The 21,121-nt window shown below is 68.6% G+C and carries 16 protein-coding genes, 1 tRNA gene and 1 pseudogene; 10 read left to right on the top strand and 8 right to left on the bottom strand.

Annotated features, from left to right (window positions below; all coding sequences use genetic code 11):
- The first annotated feature begins 297 nt into the window (after window positions 1–297).
- The 3 genes from JT723_RS04065 to JT723_RS04055 all read left to right on the top strand — a co-directional run bounded on the left by JT723_RS04065 (window position 298) and on the right by JT723_RS04055 (window position 4,488).
- Complete coding sequence (locus JT723_RS04065; protein ID WP_205042976.1) at window positions 298–3,426, top strand: FG-GAP repeat domain-containing protein; 3,129 nt, start codon at window positions 298–300, stop codon at window positions 3,424–3,426.
- Between the two features lie 84 nt (window positions 3,427–3,510).
- Window positions 3,511–3,583 (top strand) — tRNA-Lys (locus JT723_RS04060).
- 251 nt (window positions 3,584–3,834) lie between these two features.
- Window positions 3,835–4,488 carry a hypothetical protein gene (locus JT723_RS04055; RefSeq protein WP_205042975.1) on the top strand — a complete coding sequence of 218 codons (654 nt, stop codon included), beginning with the start codon at window positions 3,835–3,837 and terminating at the stop codon, window positions 4,486–4,488.
- A gap of 105 nt (window positions 4,489–4,593) precedes the next feature.
- Here JT723_RS04055 and JT723_RS04050 read toward each other — a convergent pair whose 3' ends face one another.
- Window positions 4,594–6,138: a site-specific integrase gene (locus JT723_RS04050; protein WP_205042974.1), complete on the bottom strand. Its 1,545-nt coding sequence runs from the start codon at window positions 6,136–6,138 to the stop codon at window positions 4,594–4,596.
- Between the two features lie 139 nt (window positions 6,139–6,277).
- A pseudogene (locus tag JT723_RS04045) lies at window positions 6,278–6,643 on the bottom strand (helix-turn-helix domain-containing protein); the annotation flags it as partial.
- Between the two features lie 94 nt (window positions 6,644–6,737).
- Between JT723_RS04045 and JT723_RS04040 the strand changes: the two are divergent.
- Together JT723_RS04040 and JT723_RS04035 are read left to right on the top strand one after the other, a co-directional pair.
- Entirely contained in the window at window positions 6,738–6,971 is a 234-nt protein-coding gene (locus JT723_RS04040; protein ID WP_205042972.1) for a hypothetical protein, read from the top strand.
- A 228-nt stretch (window positions 6,972–7,199) separates the two neighbouring features.
- The gene (locus JT723_RS04035) at window positions 7,200–8,684 is read left to right on the top strand and encodes a DUF3631 domain-containing protein (protein WP_372441219.1); all 1,485 of its coding nucleotides are present in this window, start codon (window positions 7,200–7,202) and stop codon (window positions 8,682–8,684) included.
- A gap of 400 nt (window positions 8,685–9,084) precedes the next feature.
- On the opposite strand, the gene JT723_RS04030 is transcribed toward JT723_RS04035, so the two are convergent.
- The 4 genes from JT723_RS04030 to JT723_RS04015 all read right to left on the bottom strand — a co-directional run bounded on the left by JT723_RS04030 (window position 9,085) and on the right by JT723_RS04015 (window position 12,212).
- Window positions 9,085–9,888: a phosphotransferase family protein gene (locus tag JT723_RS04030; protein ID WP_240165094.1), complete on the bottom strand. Its 804-nt coding sequence runs from the start codon at window positions 9,886–9,888 to the stop codon at window positions 9,085–9,087.
- Window positions 9,889–9,982: 94 nt separating this feature from the next.
- On the bottom strand, window positions 9,983–10,195 hold the full coding sequence (locus JT723_RS04025) for a hypothetical protein (RefSeq protein ID WP_205042970.1): 213 nt from the start codon (window positions 10,193–10,195) through the stop codon (window positions 9,983–9,985).
- Window positions 10,192–11,334, bottom strand: a complete 1,143-nt coding sequence (locus JT723_RS04020) for a radical SAM protein (protein WP_251513052.1) — start codon at window positions 11,332–11,334, stop codon at window positions 10,192–10,194. The genes JT723_RS04025 and JT723_RS04020 overlap by 4 nt, the downstream gene beginning before the upstream one ends.
- Window positions 11,335–11,360: 26 nt before the next feature.
- Entirely contained in the window at window positions 11,361–12,212 is an 852-nt protein-coding gene (locus JT723_RS04015; protein ID WP_205042968.1) for an ATP-binding protein, read from the bottom strand.
- A 240-nt stretch (window positions 12,213–12,452) separates the two neighbouring features.
- Here JT723_RS04015 and JT723_RS04010 point away from each other — a divergent pair, with 240 nt between their 5' ends.
- From JT723_RS04010 to JT723_RS04000, 3 genes are all read left to right on the top strand, one after another.
- Window positions 12,453–13,721, top strand: coding sequence for an NsdA family TPR-like regulatory protein (locus JT723_RS04010; RefSeq protein ID WP_251513050.1), 1,269 nt, complete (start codon window positions 12,453–12,455; stop codon window positions 13,719–13,721).
- A complete protein-coding gene (locus JT723_RS04005) occupies window positions 13,718–14,230 on the top strand; it encodes an NUDIX domain-containing protein (protein WP_205042967.1) in 513 nt (170 codons plus the stop codon). Before JT723_RS04010 ends, JT723_RS04005 begins: the two co-directional genes overlap by 4 nt.
- Before the next feature lie 224 nt (window positions 14,231–14,454).
- Window positions 14,455–16,374, top strand: a complete 1,920-nt coding sequence (locus JT723_RS04000; protein ID WP_205042966.1) for an ATP-dependent nuclease — start codon at window positions 14,455–14,457, stop codon at window positions 16,372–16,374.
- A 594-nt stretch (window positions 16,375–16,968) separates the two neighbouring features.
- On the opposite strand, the gene JT723_RS03995 is transcribed toward JT723_RS04000, so the two are convergent.
- Window positions 16,969–17,532: a hypothetical protein gene (locus tag JT723_RS03995; RefSeq protein ID WP_240165038.1), complete on the bottom strand. Its 564-nt coding sequence runs from the start codon at window positions 17,530–17,532 to the stop codon at window positions 16,969–16,971.
- A 199-nt stretch (window positions 17,533–17,731) separates the two neighbouring features.
- Window positions 17,732–17,959, bottom strand: a complete 228-nt coding sequence (locus JT723_RS34835) for a hypothetical protein (protein WP_251513049.1) — start codon at window positions 17,957–17,959, stop codon at window positions 17,732–17,734.
- Window positions 17,960–18,593: 634 nt separating this feature from the next.
- Between JT723_RS34835 and JT723_RS03985 the strand changes: the two genes are divergently transcribed.
- Both JT723_RS03985 and JT723_RS03980 read left to right on the top strand, forming a co-directional pair.
- On the top strand, window positions 18,594–19,085 hold the full coding sequence (locus JT723_RS03985) for an allene oxide cyclase barrel-like domain-containing protein (RefSeq protein WP_205042964.1): 492 nt from the start codon (window positions 18,594–18,596) through the stop codon (window positions 19,083–19,085).
- 417 nt (window positions 19,086–19,502) lie between these two features.
- Window positions 19,503–21,092, top strand: coding sequence for a hypothetical protein (locus JT723_RS03980; protein WP_205042963.1), 1,590 nt, complete (start codon window positions 19,503–19,505; stop codon window positions 21,090–21,092).
- Window positions 21,093–21,121: the final 29 nt, after the last annotated feature.

Below are 21,121 nucleotides of genomic sequence, written 5' to 3'. Positions count from 1 at the left end.
TCGAAACGGGTCCCCCGCCTGCGAGTTCGCAGACGGCGGGACCCGTTCCGCTGTCCGCCCCGCTGCTGCTAGAGTGCGGCGACTCGCAGGAGGCGGACGGCCGTGAGGCCGGAGACCGCCGGGGGGTTGTCGGGGCCGGGGGGCTCACACACATCGCGTCGCCTGGCGGCGTTCTTCGACGCTGCCCGCGTCCCGCCGCGCTCCACTCCTGCGCCTGTCCCGTGCATGCGCCGGCCCGTCCTGCGCACGCCCTGTGCAAGCCCGGTGCTCTCCCGCACCGGCAACGGAGGCATTTTCGTGGCACGTTCGGCGTCCCGCGCCCTGCGCAAGGGCTCTGCGACCAGGGGCGGACTGGCGCTGGCACTGACCTGCGCGCTCGCCGCCCCCTTCCTCGGCCCTGCGGTCCCGGCGAGCGCCGAGACCGCTCCCGCGGCCTACGACGTGGTGGTGCCGCCCAGCGCCGCGCCGCAACTCCTGTACGAGCGGGTGGGATTCGCCGGAACCACCGGCTACGAGCGGATCACCCCCGGCAGCCCCGCCAGCTGGATCGCCTACGACGGCGGTGCGTCCAGGGAGAGCGCCGTGGCCCCCCAGTTCGGGATACGCGGCCCAGACGGCACGGAGTGGCTCGCCACCCGCGAGAACGACACCACGATGCGGCTGGTGGATGCCGCCTCCGGGGCGTCCGTCGCCGTCACCCTGCCAGGCGGCGGCTACCATCCCGTGGCAGCCACGGGGACACCCGACGGGTGGACGATGCTGGCGGTCATCGTCACGGGCAGCAAGGCGGCCGGCTACGTGTACACGTACCGCCTGCTCGCCGTGCACGGCACCACCGTCGTCTCCGACACCCCGGTGACCGGCATTCCGCAGGGCCTCACGACCGGCTGGACGCAGACGGCGGAATCCGGCGGGCGGATGCTCGTCGTCCACGACGCTCCGGACGGCCGGCGGGACCTCATCCTGCTCGACCCGCTCACCGGCGTGGCCGACACCGTCCAGGGCTTCGTCCCGAACGGCCGCAGGTACCAGCTCATCACGACCCCCGACGCGATCGGCTGGTACGAGGAGGGCACCCTCCACCTGATGTCGCCGGCCGACCCGCGTACCGAGACCCGGACGGTCACCCTGCCGGCAGAACTCCACGCCGACAGCACCGACTCCTACCAGATCGCGCTGACCGGCATGTCGGTGCTCGCCTTGTCCGCCTACGGCTCGGGCTGGAACGACGGCCGGAGCGCCCCTCTCTACTCCGTCCCGCTGGCCGGCGGGCCGGCCACCGAACTCCTCCCGGACGCAGGCGATCTGCGCGCGTCCCACGACGGCGGCGCCACCGTACACGGCGGTCCGGACGGCGGGAGCTGGGCCGCCTACCGCGTCCCGCCGGGCGGTGGGGCGCCCACCGAGCTCTTCCCGCTCAGGAAGTTGACCCAGGTACGGTACGGACTCTCCCTCACCCAGGGCGTGTTGGGCTTCATGGAGGGCACCCCGGACTCCACCGGCCGGCTCACCACGGCCCGCCGCTACCAGGACGAGGGCGTCGGCGCTGTCCCGCAGCCGGCCGGTGCACCGCACGCAGGCGTGCCGATCCAGGATCCGCCCAGCACCTGCGACGCCCAGAACCACTGCACGACAGGCGCCGTGGTCGGGTCACTGAACAGCGGGGCGGCCTATGTGCGCCCTGGCGCGGACGGCAAGGACGTCGTCTACGCGGACGACTACGCGCAGTTCGGCGGCATCCGGCTGGACTCCACCGGCGGCCACGTCGTGGACGCGTCCGAGAACTTCGTCGTGTACGACAGCGGTTCGAACGGCAAGCAGTACGTGCTGTCGCCCGCATTCGCGTCCGTGGTCCTCACCCGCCCGATCGCCCCGGCCGCCCTGTGGGGCGACACGCTGTGGACCGCGTCCGCGACCAAGGGCCGCGTCGACCAGACCGACCTGCGCAGCCGCTCCACCGCCGGCCCCGTCGCACGGGCCTCGGTCACCACGGACGCGCCCTGCGCGATCAAGGAGGTGCAGGCGCTGGCCACATGGCTGTACTGGTCGTGCGGCCCGAACGGCCCGGCCGGCGTCTACGACCGTGCGGCCGGCAAGTCGGTCGCCGTGCCCGCAGGACCCGCGCTGCTCGGCGACGGGTTCGTCCTGCGGCACCCCGGCGGCGAACTCCAGGTCACCGACAGCAGGACCGGTGCGACCCGTACGGTGGCCCAACTGCCCGCAGAACCCGAGCTGGCCGGTGGTGACCGCCGCGTCACCTGGACCGTGGACAAATTCCGCGGCCAGATCGCGTACGTCGCGCCCGACGCCGCCATCCACCTGATCCCGTCCGGGACCGTGCCGTCCGCACTGTCCGGGCAGGACCAGTTCGACGTGCCGACCTCCTTCGAGGCCCGCATGATGCAGGACTGGGAGATCTCGCTGATGCTGTCCGGGCCGGTCGCGTCCTGGAAGCTCCAATTCCGCCCGGCGGCGGGCGGCGCACCGGTCAGCACGACCACCGGCGGGGCCGAGCGCTCCGAGATCGCGACGGGCTGGTCGGGCAGGGACAGCGCAGGCCATTACCTGCCCGTCGGCCGGTACGCCTGGACGCTGACCGCCCCACCGGCCAGCGGCATCGGGCCGGCCCTGGTACGTACCGGGACGGTCGACGTGCACCACGGGCTCGCCCTACCGCACGACTACAGCGACGACGGCATCGGCGACCTGCTCGGCATGACCCCCACCGGCCGCCTCGACGTACGGCCCGGCAACGGCAGCGGCACGGTGCTCCCCGCCCCCCTCGGCCTGCAGAGCAGCAGGTGGCCCACCGGGTCCCGCTACGTGGCCATCGGCGACCTCGCCGGCACCGGCTCCAACGACCTGCTGGTCCGGTCCCCTGCGGGCGTTCTGACCCGCTACAACGGCACCACCAACTTCCCGAACATCGCGACGTTCGGGCCGCACATCACCATCGGGGCCGGCTGGAACATCTACAACGCCCTGACCTCCCCCGGCGACCTCACCGGCGACGGCCGCCCCGACCTGGTGGCCCGCGACGCCGCGGGCGTCCTGTGGCGCTACGACGGCACCGCCACCGGCACCCTCGCCTCCCGGGTGCGCATCTGCGCCGGCTGGCAGGGCTACAACATGCTCATCGGCGACCCCGCGGGCGGCCTGCTGGCCCGGGACACCGCGGGCGTGCTCTGGCGCTACAGCCCCGACGGCAAGGGCGGCCTCCTCAACCGCGTCCGCCTCGGCGGCGGCTGGCAGGGCTACACCTCCCTCACCGCCCCCGGCGACCTCACCCGCGACGGCCGCCCCGACCTCCTGGCCCGCGACCCCGCCGGCGTCCTGTGGCGCTACAACGGCGACGGCAAGGGCAGCTACCTCACCCCCCGCGTCCGCCTCGGCGCCGGCTGGCAGATGTACACCACCCTCCTCTGACCCGAGCCCTGCTCCCGGGCCTCCCGCCCCGACACCCCACAACCCTGCTGAGCCCCTCCACCGACCCGGTTATGCTGTCGGTGCGGGCCGTTAGCTCAATTGGCAGAGCAGTGGACTTTTAATCCATTGGTTGTGGGTTCGAGTCCCACACGGCCTACGGGGTCGGGTGTCGTTGTACGCCTCTGACCTGCGGGTATGGTGCCCCGGTCGCCTTCGGGCGGCCGGGGCACCGCCATGCCGGGGGCCGTGCGTGAGCGATGCGTGAGCGGCGGGGCGGCTGACGGAGCAACTCGCGACCTCCGATGGTGGTTCCCGCGCTTGTCAGGGGCGGGTTGCTGCTGCCGGTCCGTTGTCAGAGGGCCGCCTTATGGTGCTTGGCAGCGGGGTGAGGTGACTTGGGGGTCATTCATGGGAACGAGCTACGAGGGCGCACTCGTCGTGGCCGGAGTCGAGCCGGTGCGTACGGCGCTGGTCCGGGCCGACGTGAAGGCGATCGTCGCACCTGTCGGGGCGGAGCGCACCGCGATACTGCCGCGTGAGGGCGCGTACAACGTCGCGGATGTGGACGAGCTGGGGCGGTACCTCAGCGGCGTCTGCGGGTTCAGCGTGCTCGTCCACAGTTTGTACGACTCCGACCTGCTGAGCTTGTACGTCTACCGAGGTGGGGAGTGCCTTCACGAGTACCAGTCGGAAACGGCCTTTCTGGGAACTCCCTACGAGGACGACGGTGAGATGAAGGTTGAGTTGGGGGGCGTACTTTACGACGCTGAAGACCCTTCGCTGCCGAGTGGTCCCCGTGGCGCCGACCCCGAGGTGTTCGCACCCTTCGGCAGCGGGGACGTGGACCTCGACCGGCTCGGCGCGCTGCTCAGGGGCGAGGGCCTGGACGAGGACGAGCAGATCTTCGCCGAGAGTCGGCATTGGGCCGTCGCAGAGGCGTTGAATCTTCAACCAGCCGCGCTGACCACGGCCTACCGTCACGCCACGATGGCTGATTACCCTGGCGCCGTACTGGTCGGCCCTTCGCGGACCGAACCGTCGGCTGGCTCCGCCCTGCGGTAAGAGGCCTTTAGATGTGGCGGAGAGCGCCCCGGGGGTTGCTTCACCGGCTCCAGGACAGGGCTCCAGTCATTCGAGAGGCCGGGGCTACGCGGGGTGCGGAACCCGTCAGCGAGTGCCACCGCTGGCCCTGCTCGATCCGCCCTTTGCCGGGCGGCCGCGGGGAACGAGGGCGGCGGCCTTTTCCGCGACCTCGCGATCCAACTCCGGGAGGAGGCTCGTGTACGTGTCCGAGGTCAGGGCGATTGTCGAGTGGCGCAGGACCTCCTTCACCGTGTGGATGTCGCCGCCGCCCGCGTGGGTGAGGGTCGCGGCGACGTGGCGGAGGTCGCGGAAGGTGATCGGGGGGAGGTCGGTCGTTGCGTGGATGCGGCGGAAGGTTTCCGAGACCATCTCCGGGTGGAGCCAGGAGCCGTCCTCGCGGGTGAAGACCTTGCCGGTGTCGTTCCAGGCCGAGCCCCACGTCTTGCGGTCCTTCTTCTGGCGCTTCCGGTGGGCGCGGAGGGCGGCGATCGTCAGGCTGTCCAGGGCGATGGTGTTGGCGCTGCCGTCCGTCTTCGGCTCAGCCTCGTACGGATCCCAGCCGTCGACCACGATCTCCTTGGCCGGGGTGATGAGGCCGGCCTTGAGGTCGACGTTGCTCCAGTCCTGGCCCACGGCCTCGCCCCGACGCAGGCCGCGGAAGCCGACGAGGTGGAAGAGGGCGTACAGCCGGTCGTCCTGGGCTGCGTCGAGGAAGATGCCGAACTGCTGCGGTGTCCAGACCATGACCGGGCCGGGTGTCTCGCCGGTCTGCCGCCACCGCCGGACGCGCTCGTCCGTCCAGAGCAGAGGCTTGGGCCTGCGGCCCGAGGCGAGTTCTACGTGGGAGGCCGGGTTGAAGGTGATGAGCTGCTGCGCGATGGCGGAGTTGAGCGCGGCGCGCAGGGTCCGGCGTATCGCCTGCTGGGTGGAGGGACCGGTCAGCTTGCGGAAGGGCGGCATCTCGGCGAGCTTCGCCCGTTCCGGGGTCAGCCGCGCCCGTTCGGCTACTACGGGCCGTCCCGGCGCATTCGGCTTGCAACGGGCGATCTGTACCCGACGCGCCTCGTTCTCGGCCGCGATCACCTCGTTGGCGTCGGCGATGGCGTCGAACATCTCCACGAGGTGGCCGACGTTGAGCCGGTCGAGCCGCACGTGGCCGATGCGCGGCTTGAGGTGGACGTTGATGTGCGATGCGTAGCCGTTGAGCGTCGTCTTGCGGCGCTTCTTGGACGCGAACCAGAGGTCCAGCCACTCGCCGACCGTCGTGCCGCCGCGTAGGTCGAGCCCGGAGCGGAGGCGCCGGCGGATCTCCTCCACGTCGGGGAGCGGCGCCTTCTCCTCGACAATGCGTTCCAGCAGGGCCGCGACTCGCTCGACGCTGTCCTGGTCGTCGGTGTCGGCGAGGCCGAGGAGGGTGCGGACGTGGTCCAGGTCCGCCTGGGCCGCCTTGAGGCTGTCGTACCCGGCGCGGCTGAAGGAGCGGCGGGTGCCGTCCTCGCGGGGCGGGAGTTCCTGGCGCACGGAGTAGGAGCCGTGCTTGCGGTTCGCGAGCTTGGGGCAGTTGCTGCCGAGCGGTCGGCCGGTTTCGGTGTCACGGCAGTAGAAGCGGCGGTGCGTCGAGCCCTTCATGGTGCTTCCCCCAGCAGGTTCAGAGACCGTCTGCCGGGGCGTCCTTCCAGACGATGTTGCCCTCGGCATCCATTGACCAGGTCCGTCGCGGTGCGGCTCTGCGCTCGCGCAGTTGGGGGCTGGGGCCGTCGTAGTCGTACGACTCGCCGGTGAACCACTGGAGTGCCGTGAAGGTGTCGGTCGGTTCCTCGTCGGGGAGGGCCTGCACGCGGTCCACGACGCCGACGGGATAGATCAGGCAGATCGGCGCCACGTGCAGAGCCTTGGCGAGCACCATGACCTCGACCAGGGGCAGTTGGGCACGGCGGCCGGATTCCATGTTGGCGATGACGTTGCGCGGGATGGCGTACCCGAGATCGGCGCAGGCGCGGGCCAGGTCCTCGCCGCTCATGCCCAGCTCCTTGCGGCGCCGACGGACCTCGGCAGCCACCGTCGCCGTGACCTGGTCTGCCCACTCGGGGGCGTTGTCTTCATTCCGCCCAGCATCAGCACCGCGTTGTGTCATGACGACACAATAGCTTGTTGCACCCTCCTGACCTGGGCTTGGAGACGGATGCGAGACCGCGTTCGCCGAGAGCTGTATGTGTGAGGAGGCAGGTATGCGTGAGAGCCGCACGACCCGGCCGGTGGTCAAGGGGATGGCCAAGGACGAGCTGCTGGCGCTGCCGACGGCGGTGGACCTGGAGACGGCGAACCGGGCACTGGGGCTGGGGCGGAGCAAGGGCTACGAGTTGGCCAAGCGAGGCCAGTACCCGTGCCGCGTCTTGCGGTTGGGCAGTTCATATCGCGTGGTGACGGCCGAGCTGCAGGCCCTGCTCGGGCTCGCTGCATGACGTCCGTGGTTCTCGTCCGCGCGCGCGTTGGGCGCCGTCAAAGATCCCGTGGACTGCGGCAGGCGTTCGTCGTACTGTCCGTGGTCGCTCGCGCGGCGCCAATCGCCGAGAACGAACGAGCCCCCGACGCGCCAACGCCGGAGGCTCACAACTCCCCTGTACGCCAGAAACGTTCAACCCAGGTGGGGCGGGCCAGCCAGCCTGCACCCACCGGTCGAGGAGCTACGCATGCAGCCTATGACAGCTGCTGTCCGGGACGCACCCCCTGCGGTGGCCTGGCCGCCGGTCACCGTACCCGGTCAGCCGGACCGTACAACGCGGCAGCCGCTCGCGGAACTGACCGCTGAGCCGAAGCCGTCCGCCGCCCGGTCGGCTGCGGTGACCGGGCCTCCTCCGGTCACTGACCGGCTGACCGGAACGCCCGGTCGCCTGACCGCGGTCACTGACCGAGAGCCGGTCACCGCGGTCGGTCAGCCGACCGGGCCGGTCGGTCCGCCAGCGGGCGACGCGCTCTCGGAAGGCGCTGACCTGCTGACCGAGCTGCGGTCAGCGGTTGCCCGGTACGTGGTCATGCCGAGCGGCGAGGCCCTGGACGCGGTCACCTTGTGGGTCGCGGCCACTCATCTGCAACCGGCGTGGCAGCACGCGCCGCGCCTGGCGGTGGTCGGCCCCGCGAAGCGATGTGGGAAATCGCGGCTGCTGGACGTGCTGCACGACACCGTCCACGACCCCTTCATCACGGTCAACTCGACCCCGGCGGCGATCTTCCGGTCGATCACGGAGCAGCCGCCGACGCTGCTGGTGGACGAGGCCGACACGATATTCGGCAGCGTGAAGGTCGCGGAGAAGAACGAGGAGATGCGCGGACTCCTCAACTCCGGGCACCAGCGAAACCGTCCCACCACCCGGGTCGTCGGCCCGGAGCACAAGCCGACCAAATTCCGCACCTTCGCCATGGCGGCGCTGGCCGGGATAGGCGACTTGCCGGACACGATCATGGATCGGGCGGTGGTGATCCGGATGCGGAGGCGCGCACCAGGGGAGAAGGTGCTGCCCTTCCGCTCCCGCCGAGACACTCCGCAGTTGCACAATTTGCGGGACCGATTGGCGGGATGGCTGGTGCCGCTGACCGACAGGGCGGCGTCGATGGAGCCGGTGATGCCGGTCGAGGACCGAGCGGCGGACACCTGGGAGCCGCTGGTGGCGGTCGCCGACCTCGCTGGAGGCAGTTGGCCGCAGCGCGCCCGGCAGGCGTGCCGCGTGCTGACGGCGCAAGAGGAAGGCAACGATCAGGAGGCCGCGCTCGCGATCCGCATACTGGCCGACATTCGCGCGGTGTTCGCCGCGTGCGGCGACCCGGCGCTGCTGTCGACCGAGCAGCTTCTCGCCGCGCTGCACGCCGACAGCGAGGCCCCCTGGCGCGAGCACGGCTCCCACGGCCTGACCGCTCGGGGCCTGCAACTGCTGCTGAAGGACTTCGGCATCGGTGCCGCCAACCGCCGCTTCCCCGACCGCAGCCAGCGCCGAGGCTTCGCCCGCCACCAGTTCGCCGACGCCTGGGCTCGCTACTGCCCCGGCTGGAGACGGCCCCAGGCGGCGAGCGCTGACCCGCATCCACCCGCCCCACCCGTCCCCGTGCAGGTCAGCACGGGGACGGGTGGTTGTCCCGCAACGGGTCGACCCGCATCAGGATTCCACCCGTACCTGGCCTGACCTGGAACGCAACGGGTGGGACAGGTCCCCGTGATCTCGGCCGACGTCGCAGTCCACGGCAGTGAAAGACGCCGGACCAGGCGAGTGGTAAACGAGGCCGGGCGGCGGCGAGCAAGTTGTGGGGTAAGCAGCGCTTACCCCGGAGGAGCAAGTTGTGGGGTAAGGACTCCTTGCCCCCAGCGGAGCAAGTTGTCGCGCGCGACGGTCCTACGGCCCGTCTTGCGCATGTGCCTCACCGGGGGACGGGGACTCGAGTACCGAGCGAGGGCGCCCGGGGCCTGGGGAGACGACGCGGCCTCTGCCTGTCCGCGTGTCAGCCGCGGACCGCGGGCACAAGGGATCCGTCCAGCGTGATGCCGATGCTCTCCCGGGACGTGACTCTGGTCAGCGTCGCCCGGGGCTAAAAGCTCGTGTCGAGGGCGCGTGCCAGGTCGGTCGCTTGCTCCGCCATCGCCCGCTTCCACAGTGCTTTGTCCTGCTCGGCGATCTCCCTCCACAGGGACGCCGTCGCCGCACCGAACGCCGCGAGGGCTTCGGGCGCTGCGTCGCGCCAGGACGGGAAGCGGTTGGCGAATTCGATCGCGGCCTCGGCCGGGTGGCCGGCGCCCATGAGGCGCAGCGCGAGGGCGCCGGGGTCGATCCATGCGGCGCCGCGTGTCGGCCAGGCCCAGTCGATGAGCCGTGCCCGGCCTTCGGCGATCAGGACGTTGTCCGGGGCGAAGTCCGTGTGCAGTAGCGCGTCACCGTCGAAGTGCTGCAACGTGCCCGGCGGCGTGTACTCCGCCCACCGGTCCACGGCCTGCTTGATCTCGACATCCGCCGGTGCGGCGATCCCTTGCAGTTCGGTGAGAGCCGCTTCCACGAGTGGCAGGTCCGGAGAGCCGGGCGCGTAATCCGCGTGGCGGCCCTCGACCACCTCGTAGCCCAGGAGGCTCCAGCCGTCGAGCTCCAGGTGCCAGAACAGGCGCGGGCAGGAGGCAGGCAGGTGCGGGGCCACCGCGGCCTCACGGTGCTGGGCTCTCACCTGGGGGTGGTCGGTCGGGATGCCCTTGACGAAGACGGGGCCGCTGTCCGTGTCGAGGACGGAGGCGATGCCTGAGTTCATGCCGCCGGGCGTGGTGACCGCCTGGTGCACGGCGCCGGTCTTGTCGGCGATGGCCTGGCGGACCTCGGCGGGTAGCTGGTCGAAGGGGATGCGGGACATGGACAAGACGCGCGGTTCCTTGGCTGCTGGGGGAATGGGGGTGCCGCCCCGGCCAGACTACGACCGGGGCGGCACTGGGCACGCCCACTCGGGGTTAGTACGGCTGGTCGTCGCCTGCCGAGCAAGAGCACTCGGCTCCCTCGGCGGCTTCGTCCAGGTCGGCGACGATCTGGAACTCGTCGTCCCCGATCGGAGCGACGGTCAGCGGTACCGGCAGGATGCCGGCCCCCTCGGCGGGCGGGCGCGAGCCGATGATGACCGGCACGGGCTGACGCGGCGGAGCCAGGGCAGCGGTTGGTGGTGTCATGATCCGTAACCTCCGTGTTGGCAGTAGAGATCTCTGCGGTCCCCCGCCTCCTGGTAGAGCTTGGCCAGCGGGCGACACGTACGGCACGTGCCCGCGATCGTGCAGCCCGAGCAGCCACCGGTGCGGAGCTGTAGGGACTCGGCGATTGCGCCGAGCCGGGGGAGGGCTTCGACGCCCTCGGTGATGAGGTTCACGCTCGGGTCGCGGCCGACCTTGCAGATCGACGCGATGCCGTGCGGGTCGACATGGAAGAAGGTGTGGCCGGCGTTGCAGCCGGTGAAGACGCTCCGGGGCCGCAGATGGTCGTACGCCTGGGTCGCCAGCGGGTTCGCCTCGCCGTCGATCGTGGGCGACATGCTCGTGTACACCTGGCGCGGGAAGCCATATGCCTCGGCCAGCCGGACCATGGCATCGACCTCGTGGGCGTTGTCGTCCGAGACGATCACGTTGAGCCGGACCGGCAGCCTGTCCTCGCGGGCGGCGTCCAAGCCCTCCACGAACCGGCCGAAGGCCCCGCGGTTCCGCGTGACCGCGTCGTACGTCTCGGCCGTCGCCCCGTACAGGCTCACGGTCAGGCGATACGGGCGGAGCCGGGCGAACAGCTCCCGGATCGGCCGCTTCCGCAGCGAGCTGCCGTTCGACGAGACCTGGACCATCATGCCGAGCTGGTGGGCGTGCTCGTACGCCGCGCCGAACTCGCGGTCGATCAGCGCTTCCCCGCCGGTGATCTGCAACCACAGGACCCCGGCGTCCCGCATCACACGGAGGAGCTGCTGCTTGCCGTCCCAGTCCAGGCCGGCGAAGCGCTTCTCCCCGAGGTAGCAGAACTCGCAGTCGTAGTCGCAGCCGAGGTTGATCTCCCACGACGCTTTGGCGTAGCCGTACCGGGACCGCTCCCGGACGATAAGAACTCCACGGAGTCCGGTCTGCGGAAGCTCCGTGCCCCAAGCTCGCGCGGCGGCGTCGGAAAGCCAGGCCGGGGTCTTCTGATCGTTGGCGGTAGCGTCCCGCAGCTCTTCGTAGCGGACTTCGGGGATGCGCACGCCCGCGGCGTGACCGGGCTGGACGAGCAGGTACTGGCCGAGGAACGGGCTGGCGACGAGGCGTGGTGCCTGGCTGACGAGCGGGCGTGCGGTCACGACGACCTCCATGAGTAGGCGGATGGTTAAGCGGGATGGGCGGCCCAGTCCTCGCGGGCGGCGATGAGCGCGGGGCGTACCTTCTCGTCGAGAAAGTCGGCGTGGGTGCGGAGCTTCGCGGCGACCTCGGCTACTCGCTGCGGGTCCAGGCCGAGGATCCAGCGCCCGACGCAGACCTGGAGGTTGACGACCGGCACACGCAGGCCGGGGTCGGGGTCGTAGGGATTGCAGTCGATGCTGCCCTCGAAGACCGCGTCCTCCTCGACTCCTTCCCAGACGTCCGGGGCGGTGAGGGGCAGCATCGGGCCTTCGAAGAAGTTCCGGTGGTTGATGCCGGCCAGCCGTTCCGGCAGCTGGTCCAGGGGCACATGGGCCTCGGTCGGATCGTCCTCGGCCCAGGCCGGGAGGTAGCCGGACGTCGCCGATCCGCTGTCGGTGGTGATCGTCCACTTCCCCGGAGTGCTCCAGGGAGGGGGCGTCCCGTCGGACGGCCCGAGTTCGAACCAGACGGTCTTCCCGGCCGGGTCGGGGGCGCTTCCCCAAGCGGTGGCCAGGGACTCGACCAGGACCAGGCCGCGCCCGCCCTCCGCCTCCAGCGCCCCGTGGCACCGCTGAGGGCGGGCAGGACTCACGTCGGTGACCTCGACCCGGACCCGCACGCCGGTCCAGCGCACGACCACCGCGCAGGAGGAATCGGTGTGCCGGACGGCATTCGTGATCAGCTCAGTGGACAGCAACTCCAGGTCGCCCAGGGTGTCGTCCGGCAGAGTTACGTCCCAGCCGCGCACCAACGCGAGGATCTTGCGCCGGGCTTCGGGCACCGCCTCGGATTCGGCTTCGACGCGGAATCCGTACGGGCTCGTGCGTCGGTCGGTCATCATCCGCGGCCCTTCACGTGAAGTCGGCCGCGATGACGCGGAAGTACGGTGCTGGGCATGTTGCTTGACCTTTCGGGAGCGCAGCGGAGGGATTGGCGACGCCCCGTTGCGTCACTTGGAGCAACGGAGCACCCTCAGTAGACGACTGCGGATCGCACGCAAGAGACTCCAGCGTGTGACTCCAACTTGGAGTCAGCGGGCGGCCCGGGCCGTAGCCTCGGAACAGCTATACGGAAGAGGGTGCTCGTGACCGGAAGGGAGCGGGAGCCGCAGGAGATCGTCGCGGGACTCCTCGCCGACCAGCGCCTGCTCGCGGCCTGCGCGGAGCGCGACATGGGCACGCTATTCCGGCTGCTCAACCACCGTGGCGTCAGCACCCGCCGCATCGCGGCAGCCGTCGACATCACCCAAGGGCGGCTCTACGACTACATGAACGGCAAGAGCCGGGTCGAGAAGCTCGCGATCTTCGAGCAGATCGCCGACGCCTTCCACATCCCCGGCCATCTCCTCGGCCTGGCGAAACGCCCGTGGGAGCCCGCCGCGCCGCCGCCACCTCCCGCACTTGGCGAGCCGCTCCCGGACGGCGACGACATGGCTGCCATGGACGCCTTCCGAACCGCAGACCGCCAGGCCGGTGGCGGACGCCTCTACAACGCCGTCGTCCGACACCTGCGTGACAACATCGGACCCCGGCTTGTCGACGCGGACGGCACCCCGCACGTCTTCGCCATCGCCGCGGTGCTCACCGAGATGGCGGGCTGGATGGCCCACGACTCAGGCCAGGATGGCGTGGCTGGACGCCACTTCACCCGCGCGCTTCCACTGGCCCGCGCCTCGGGCGACACCCCGCTCGCGGCCAGCATCGCCGCGAGCACCAGCCACCTCGCCCTGCAGACCGGCGATCCCGCCGCAGCCGTGCACTGGGCGCGGACCGGTCTCGATCTGGCGGAGGCCGGCCCCGTCGTCCCCACGCTGATTGCCCGCCTGTACACCATGTCCGCCCGAGCCCTGGCCGCAGCCGGTCAGCCCACTCCGGCGCTACGAGCCCTCGGCCGAGCCGAGGAAACTCTCGGAGGGGCGGCCGAAGCGGAACGCCCGTGGCTGAGCCCGTTCGACGCAGCGGCCCTGGCCCTCGAATCCGCCCTCGTCCTGCGCGACCTCCAACACCACGACCAGGCGCGCGCACGGGCCGAACACGCCATCCGCCTGCGCGAGTCGAGCCGTGCCCGATCGCTGGCCTTGAGCCGGATCACCCTCGTTTGCCTTCACCTGAGCTGCGATGAGCTGGACGCTGCGGTCACGGTAGGCCACGACGTGCTCGCAGCGGACCCCAACCTCGGCTCGATCCGCGTCCTTCGCCAACTCGATGACCTTCGCGCACTGCTCGCGCCCCACCGCAGCCATCCCCCAGTCCGCGCGCTGCTGACGCGATTTGACGAGACGCGACGGGCGAGAATGCTCTTACTCGCCGACATCGTTCCCCCGCCCAGCAAAGGCACCACCCCATGAGGCCCACCCCCGCCGACCCCGAAGCCTGGAACGCCTACCTCGCCGAAGGCAACGCCACCCAGGCCCGCAAACGCGTCTCCGCCGACGTCCTCCTCCGCGATGAGCAAGGCCGCGTCCTCCTGGTGAAGCCCACGTACAAGCCTGGTTGGGACCTCCCCGGCGGCATGGCCGAAGCGAACGAAGCCCCCGACGACGCGGCCCGCCGCGAACTGAAGGAGGAACTGGGCCTGGACGTCACCCTCCACGGCCTCCTGGTCGTCGACTGGGTCCCTGCACACGGCCCCTGGGACGACCAGCTCGCCTTCATCTTCGACGGGGGCATGCTCACTGGAGAACAAGCTGCTGCTCTGCGACCGCATGACAGTGAACTCGCCGAAGCGCGACTTGTTCCGACCGAGGAGGCAATCGGCGCACTTCGAGAACGCCTACGCGACCGCTTCCGTGCTGCAATCGCCACCTGCATGGCGTCTGCGCCCCGGTATCTGCACGACGGCGGCACCATCGTGTAGCTGTCTGCCGAGCGGATGACGGTCTGCAACGCCTTTCGGTGGGGCCATTTTGCACCGGACCGTGCTTCCAGAATACCCTATAGCACAGCTACGTTCAGTTTGCAGAGATTTCATAATCCTTCGCGCGGCGCTGCGGATAGCGGTTAGCATCGCAACCCCGGTCAGTCGGCTCTTCTGACTCGTGGAATACCTTTGCGTTGCTGGCCCTCGGAACAGTGAGAAGCATGAAGATCAAGCGCGTCCGCATCGAGAACTTCCGCTGCCTGTGCAAGGTAGATATTGAGATGGAAGACGTCACGTCCTTCTTGGGGCCTACGGGTGCCGGTAAGTCCACAGTTCTGCGTGCGCTTGATTGGTTCTTCAACGGCGAGAAGTCCGTCGCCTTGAGTGATGAGGACTTGCACTCTGCTCGTGGAAGTCGACGTATCAGCGTTGAAGTTGAATTCGATGGGCTGACAAGTCGTGACCGAGAGACGCTCGGGAATTATGCGTCGCCCGAGACCGACAGCATGATCGTCTGGCGCACATGGGAGGAGGGCGAGGATAAGATCACGGGTAAAGGACTCGCCTTCCCGCCCTTCGAGGCCGTCCGTCAGGAGGGTTCGGCGATGGACAAGCGCAGGGCCTACAGCAAGCTCCGAGATGAGCAGCCTGGCCTCGGACTGCCAGCGGCCGGCTCCGTTGCTGCTGTTGAAGAATCCATGCGGGCGTGGGAGTTGGACAACCGAAGTCAGCTGACGGAGACAGAGATTGAAGGGACGCATTTTTTCGGCTTCGCCGGCCAGAGTAAGTTGGCCGAGCTCATCGACTTCGTTTTTGTCTCCGCTGACCTACGCGCTTATGAAGAGGCCGACGATAGCAAGTCCTCGGCGCTCGGACGGATTCTCGATCACGCGGTGGACCGGAGTGAAGCCGCCAACGAGATCAGATCGGCTGAAGAAGGTATCGCTCAAGAGCGGGAAGAGATCCACAAGAAGGTTTACGGGGAGGTGCTGGACGGTATCTCGACGGCACTTTCGCGGGAAGTCTCGCTGCTTACATTCGGACGGTCTGTGCGCGTACTTCCTCTTGTGCAGGTCCCGAAGCCCGTGCGAACCGTCTTCCGAGTTCGCGTTCAAGATGGGGCGGCTGAGACCTCTGTCTATCGTCAAGGGCATGGATTCCAGCGAGCTCTGATCATTGCGGCCCTGAAGTACCTGGCTGAGCGGCGGCATCCGGAGGCTGGTACGCGGACATTGTGCCTTGCAGTCGAAGAGCCTGAGTTGTTCCAGCATCCGGCCCAGGCGCGAACTTTCGCCGAGGTTCTCAGGGGCCTGGTGACGTCCTCGGAGGGTCTCGCCCAGGTCATGTACGCGACCCATAGTCCGGTCTTCATTGACCATCGCCACTATCGGGAAGTACGTCGCCTGAGTCGTGACTTCACTGACGGGCACCCGACAACGACGGTGAATCAAGTATCCGATCTGGAGTTGTGTGAGGCTCTGGAGCCCTATGGTGTACAAGCCGACTCGGTACGGAGGCAAACAGGTCTCAGATGCGTGAGCACCCTGGCTGAGGGATTCTTCGCTGATGTCGCTGTGCTGGTAGAGGGGGACACTGACGCTGCGGTGATCCTCGGCTGTGCTGAGCGGCAGAACGTCAACCTTGGTGCGCAGGGGATTCACATCGTCAGCGCCGGAAGCAAAAGCAAATTGATGCTTTGCCACGCAATTCTGCATGCGTTGAACGTACGTTGCTACACGGTTTTCGATGGCGACGCCGGGATGGGCGAGCGGAAACGGGAAGGCTTGCAGGCGCACCTTGAGGGCCAGGAGTGGGCCGACGCGCTGCGCAAGATTGATGAGGCTGTACGAAGGAACATGCTGGACAACACCAACTTGCTAGGCTATCTCGGCGGCACGCCAACAGGCGAGCCGGCCGATGAGTCCGCACGTACGTACACCGTTTTCCATGACGACCTAGAGGGCTACTTGGGCTCTCACTGGCCGGATTGGGTGGAGCGGAAACAAGGGATGATCCGGGAAGGCGAGGGCTTCGCCGGGAAGAACGCCGCGACGTACCGCGAGGCGGCGCGCACAGCCGACTCCGAACCCCCGCTGCTTCTTCGACTGCTACTGCAGAATGTTCTGGCCCTTGCCGGGTGATTGGGGATCCAGGGTCTTTGCGGGAAGCTCGTTCAACGGATGGCGGTGCGTGCTGGCCGGTGCTCCTCCGGTTCCAATGCGTGAGCGATGCGTGAGCGGACGTGCTGGTACCGGGCGGTGCAGCGCGGACCGGGCGGCGCCCTCGGCCCGTCTGACCCTGCGGGTTTCGGATGGCACCCCATCGTCCGTCACCGCCCGGTACGCCCTGGCCAGGACTTTTAATCCATTGGTTGTGGGTTCGAGTCCCACACGGCCTACGGGGTCGGGCTCCTCAGGGAGTCGCTGACCTGCGGGTTTGGTGCCCCGGTCGCTTCCGAGCGGCCGGGGCACAGCCGTGCCGGGGCCCGTGAGTGAGCGATGCGTGATGGGTGGCTCTGCTTGACAAGGCAGCCACGCCGTCGGACGCCGCGGGTGGTTGGCCGGCTTTGCACCGTTCAGCGCGCCGCTCAGCCTGGGTAGAGCGCTTGCGGTGTCGGATCAGCCGCGCCGGTCAGTTCATTGAAACGGTCGGCTACAGACCGGAGTCGGTCCGCCAGTCCCTCGCCGAAACGGGCGTCACCTCGTCGTAGGTTGGCGCGAGATCAGCTGTCGGGGTCACTCCTCGTTCAGGAGTTCCGCGGCCGCCTTGGGATCCATCAGGGTCGACCAGGCCTGTTCGGCTGGGAGGAGGGAGCGGCTGGGGAGGGCGTATTCGGGGTACCAGTGGGTGGGCTCGCACCCCGGGACATGGCGCAGGACGACGGCAGTCAGGTCGTCGGGGACGGAGCCTGTGATGCGTACGGCTACGTAGGTCTCGTGGCCGTCGTCGGCGCGTACCAGGATGCCGAGGCGGAACGTGGCGAAGTCTGCGGCGTGCTCGTGTCCGTCGTGCAGAGATCCGCGGGTCAGATCACGGATCGCGGTGGCGAGCCGGCGTACGAGGCGTGTACCGGCTTCGAGTTGGTAGCGATCACGATCGTCCTGGTTGGGCAGGAGATGGCCCACGTAGGTCTTGCTGGTCAGGGGTTGGCGGTGGTCGGCGTTGTAGCGGGCACGTGCGGCCTGTGCGCTGGTCTCCAAGGCGGCATAGAAGTCATCTAAGGACCCGCCCTCGCGCTGACCGGCGGCTATGAGCCAGGGCAGATCCAGGTCTTGTCGGTCCAGACTGCTCCGCGCCATCTCTGGACCTTGACCTTGAAGAGAATCTCGTCGTCGATGGCGCGGATTCGCTCGCGGCCTGCCTCGTCGTCGCCGAAGAGTTCCCGGGCCTTTACGAGGAGGGGGTGGTCCAGTTCGTCGAGTGGCTTCCGCGCGAAAGGCAGCGCAAGCTCCAGGTCCTCGCGGAGCGTGCGAAGGGTGGGGCGAGCAGGCTGCACGGTCAGTCGTCCTCGCCCACGCCGCCGAGCTCCCTTATCCGCTCAGGTGACAGTCCGGTCAGGAGTGAAACGCTCGACTCGACGGATCCGTCGAGGTTGCGCATCTTCTCCCTCATGCTGGCGCGGACCTCCTCACGGCGGAGCTCCAGATATGTCCGGACTGCTGCGGCGACCAAGTCCTTCTTGGTCATCCCCAGGAAGTGGGCACCATCGGCGATCAACTCGTCCACCGCCGCATCCACTTTCAAGGGTGCGGTTGTGCGAGTTCCTCGACTCCGTGTTCCTTCTGCAATCTCCATGTGGGGCCTCCTGGTACCCGATGGTACTCCTATTCTTAGCTACGCGGATGCCTGGGTCCGCCCGCTCCCCAGCGTGGTCGTAGGTGCGTGAGCTATGCGTGAGCGGATGTGCCGGCACAGGCGGTACGTAGTGGACGGGGCGGCCAACAGCTGCCGCCTGACCTGCGGGTTTCGGATGGCGGCCCACCCTCCACCACCGCCCGGCACGCCCTGGCCAGGACTTTTGATCCATTGGTTGTGGGTTCGAGTCCCACACGGCTTACGGGGTCGGGCCTCTCTGGGGGCCGCTGACCTTCGGGTATGGTGCCCCGGTCGTCCTCGGACGGCCGGGGCAAAGGCTTGGGCACTGCGACATACTTCCCACCACGGGGCAAGCCGGTTCAGACGTCACCCGATAATACGGCAGACCCTCACGTCGGATGCCGAGCCGGGTGTGGCATCTCGCGCCTGTCCGCGAATCACTCGGGTGCCCAACCGTGTTCCGACCGAGCCTGCTCAGCGGCGTGATTTCGTGTGTATCAGTTGCGATCACTGTCACGATGCGGCGAAACAACAGGAGGACGCCATGCGCCGTCTGACTTTGGGTCTGTCACTCTGTTCGGCGGCCGTCTCCGCCGGGCTGGTGTGCTCGTCGGCGGCCACGGCTGCCCCGAGCGAAGATGCGGCGGTCCAGGAGCAGGTGCTCCGCCTGACCGCGGTGCGCAGTCAGGCGACACTGGATGCGCCGAATGGCATGGTCCAAGGGGCGCGCCTGATCTATGCCGAAGACCTGTACAACGACAAGGGCGCGAAGGCCGGCCACCTCGGCGGGGTTTGCACCGTGACATCCTCTGGCACCCAAGGAGTGCCGGAGGCTCAGTGCAACGTAACGGAGTCCCTGCCAGGCGGCGAGATCACGGCACAGGGTTTCATCTCTACCTCCGTACTCAGCGGAACTGGAATGTTCGACGACGCCATCACGGGCGGTACCGGCATCTACTCCTCGGCCTCCGGCACCATTCACGGTGTCGCCATCAGCACGACCACCACGAGGCTGACCTTCCACATCGGGCACTGATTGCCGGCCCGGAGCCGCGCAGCGGCCCGTGAGAGAGCCGGCTTGGTCGCGAATCCGGCGATGGAGGGCGGTGGTCCCTCCCTCTCGTCCATCGTGTCCGGGCCGCCTGTCCAGACGGCCGTGTGTCCGTCGAACGCGAGGCCGCCGGACGGCGATGGGGCCGAGCGGTCTGGTTTCGGCCGGGCGCACTCGAACCCCCTCAAGCAGTCGGTACCCGACTTCTGTCACTTCTGCCTGCGGTGGTGCTTGCGCGCGACGAGACAGATGGTGACTATGTGAGTACAAAGAGTGATATGGCGTGGGTCGTCGGAGAGCGCAGCCTGTCTCACCTGTTGCGCTTCCCCCGAGACGTCGAACTGGTCAGGAGGGGCGGCTGTGGGTCGTGTAACGCGGAAGCTCGGAGTGCCGCTGGCGTGCATGACGCTGCTCGGCATGGCCGCGTGTGGTCAGCACCAGGCGGTCGGCCGGGCACATACTGTCCCCGACTCGGCGGACACGGGGCTCGTTACCTCCCTGCGGAAAAGCGGGTTCCAGGTTAATCCGGGGTACACCGAGCTCTACACGCAGAAGGAGTGCAGGGACTACACCTACCCGGTGCTGAAGAATTGCCTCGCGAACAACCCCGCGGCGCCTTACGTGTCGCCCATTGTGAAGACCTGGCCGGACGAGTACGTGGACCCGGCCGCGGTCAACGCCTTCGGCAAGACGAAACCCGGCTACACCGGTTCCTTCCGCCTCGATCCGCAGGATGCGATCGTGCTCTACGGGAAGATGCCGCCGCCCGGCCGCTATATGAGCCTGCAGACCTGGGAGTTCAGCCAGAACGGGCGGTGGACGCCCGGCGACTACGACAAGTGGCAAAACACGCCCAACCGGCCCGTCCCCATGCAGTACCTCTTCGACACGATCCCGCCCGATGGCAGCCAGTCGGGGCGGACGCAGAGCGTTTCCGCTCTGGGCGACACGGTCAACAACGTCGTCATGGAGCGGCAGGCCGGCTACTCCTTCGGGAAGAACCGGTATTTCATCGTCACCCCCAGCTCCACCACCGACCATGCCGTTCGCAAGGCACTGCAGGCCCAGGGGGTCCCGGCCAAGGACATCTTCACCGAGCAGATCCCCTCCCGTGACAGTTACGGACCGATCGGCCCGCTGGGTATGGGCAGCGATGCCATCGACTTCGTCTCCGCGTTCCGATACGCGGTCCCGGACGCCGGTCAGGAGGCGGCCGCAGACGAGTGGCGCGCCCAACCACCGCTGAAAGTCCTGCGGCTGCGGGCACCCGCATCTCTCGGGCCGGTACAACGCTACGGCGCTCTGACCTTCGCGCCGCGAACGGCGAACGACGAGGGGTACCTGTCCGACGACCTGCAGAACCTCCTGCAGGCGGTGTGCGGCCGTGCCGTCGCCACAGCGCACCTGCGCTCCACGGACTGCGCGCGTCCGTCCTCGGCACTCTCCATGGTCGACCCGGTGCGGGACCTGGGGTGGAGCGGGCCGTACTGTCGTTCGATCAACATGAACTGCCTGGGCGACGAGCAGGATGCGATCTACTGGCTGGGCCGCCCCCTGCCGCTCGACTCCGGGCAGGTGTACGCGGTGGTCGACACTCTCGCCACCGAAACCGGCAACGCGACGTATGCCGCCTTGTCGGTGAACGACTCCTCGCTACTGGCAGGCGTGGCGAACATTCTGAACCCGGGCCTGAAGGGCTCCGCTGACGGCTACGGGAACGCCGTCCGCAACAGCGGCAAGTTCTTCGTCCACTACTTCACACGGGACTGCGCGGTGCTGCGCGGACTGCCCGACTGGCCGCGCAACTGCACCTCGATCACCACGCAGATGCTGCCGTCGCATGCCGACACCTCAGCGGAGGGCGACCCGGCACTGCACGGCACGTTCATGCCCTCACTGCGCGACTACATCAAACCCGGCACCGAACGAGGACCCAAGTCCTCCGAGGTGCTGCCTCCGAGAATCCTCACGTTCACCCAGACGGGGAAGTGACCGGCCCAGTGGGCGCCGGCGGCCAGCCC

It is taken from the genome of Actinacidiphila bryophytorum, assembly GCF_016916835.1.
In the GTDB taxonomy this organism is placed as follows: Bacteria; Actinomycetota; Actinomycetes; order Streptomycetales; family Streptomycetaceae; genus Actinacidiphila; species Actinacidiphila bryophytorum.
Note: the sequence above shows the minus strand (reverse complement) of the source record. Positions and strands in the feature narration are given on the sequence as shown.

Excerpts from the sequence above, each read along its gene's own strand:
- JT723_RS04050 (WP_205042974.1), bottom strand. The coding sequence starts at position 6,138 with ATGAAGGGCTCGACGCACCGCCGCTTCTACTGCCGTGACACCGAAACC.
- JT723_RS04055 (WP_205042975.1), top strand. The coding sequence starts at position 3,835 with ATGGGAACGAGCTACGAGGGCGCACTCGTCGTGGCCGGAGTCGAGCCG.
- JT723_RS03995 (WP_240165038.1), bottom strand. The coding sequence starts at position 17,532 with ATGGCGCGGAGCAGTCTGGACCGACAAGACCTGGATCTGCCCTGGCTC.
- JT723_RS03980 (WP_205042963.1), top strand. The coding sequence starts at position 19,503 with ATGACGCTGCTCGGCATGGCCGCGTGTGGTCAGCACCAGGCGGTCGGC.
- JT723_RS04005 (WP_205042967.1), top strand. The coding sequence starts at position 13,718 with ATGAGGCCCACCCCCGCCGACCCCGAAGCCTGGAACGCCTACCTCGCC.
- JT723_RS04040 (WP_205042972.1), top strand. The coding sequence starts at position 6,738 with ATGCGTGAGAGCCGCACGACCCGGCCGGTGGTCAAGGGGATGGCCAAG.
- JT723_RS03985 (WP_205042964.1), top strand. The coding sequence starts at position 18,594 with ATGCGCCGTCTGACTTTGGGTCTGTCACTCTGTTCGGCGGCCGTCTCC.
- JT723_RS04000 (WP_205042966.1), top strand. The coding sequence starts at position 14,455 with ATGAAGATCAAGCGCGTCCGCATCGAGAACTTCCGCTGCCTGTGCAAG.
- JT723_RS04025 (WP_205042970.1), bottom strand. The coding sequence starts at position 10,195 with ATGACACCACCAACCGCTGCCCTGGCTCCGCCGCGTCAGCCCGTGCCG.
- JT723_RS04035 (WP_372441219.1), top strand. The coding sequence starts at position 7,200 with ATGCAGCCTATGACAGCTGCTGTCCGGGACGCACCCCCTGCGGTGGCC.
- JT723_RS04030 (WP_240165094.1), bottom strand. The coding sequence starts at position 9,888 with ATGTCCCGCATCCCCTTCGACCAGCTACCCGCCGAGGTCCGCCAGGCC.
- JT723_RS04015 (WP_205042968.1), bottom strand. The coding sequence starts at position 12,212 with ATGACCGACCGACGCACGAGCCCGTACGGATTCCGCGTCGAAGCCGAA.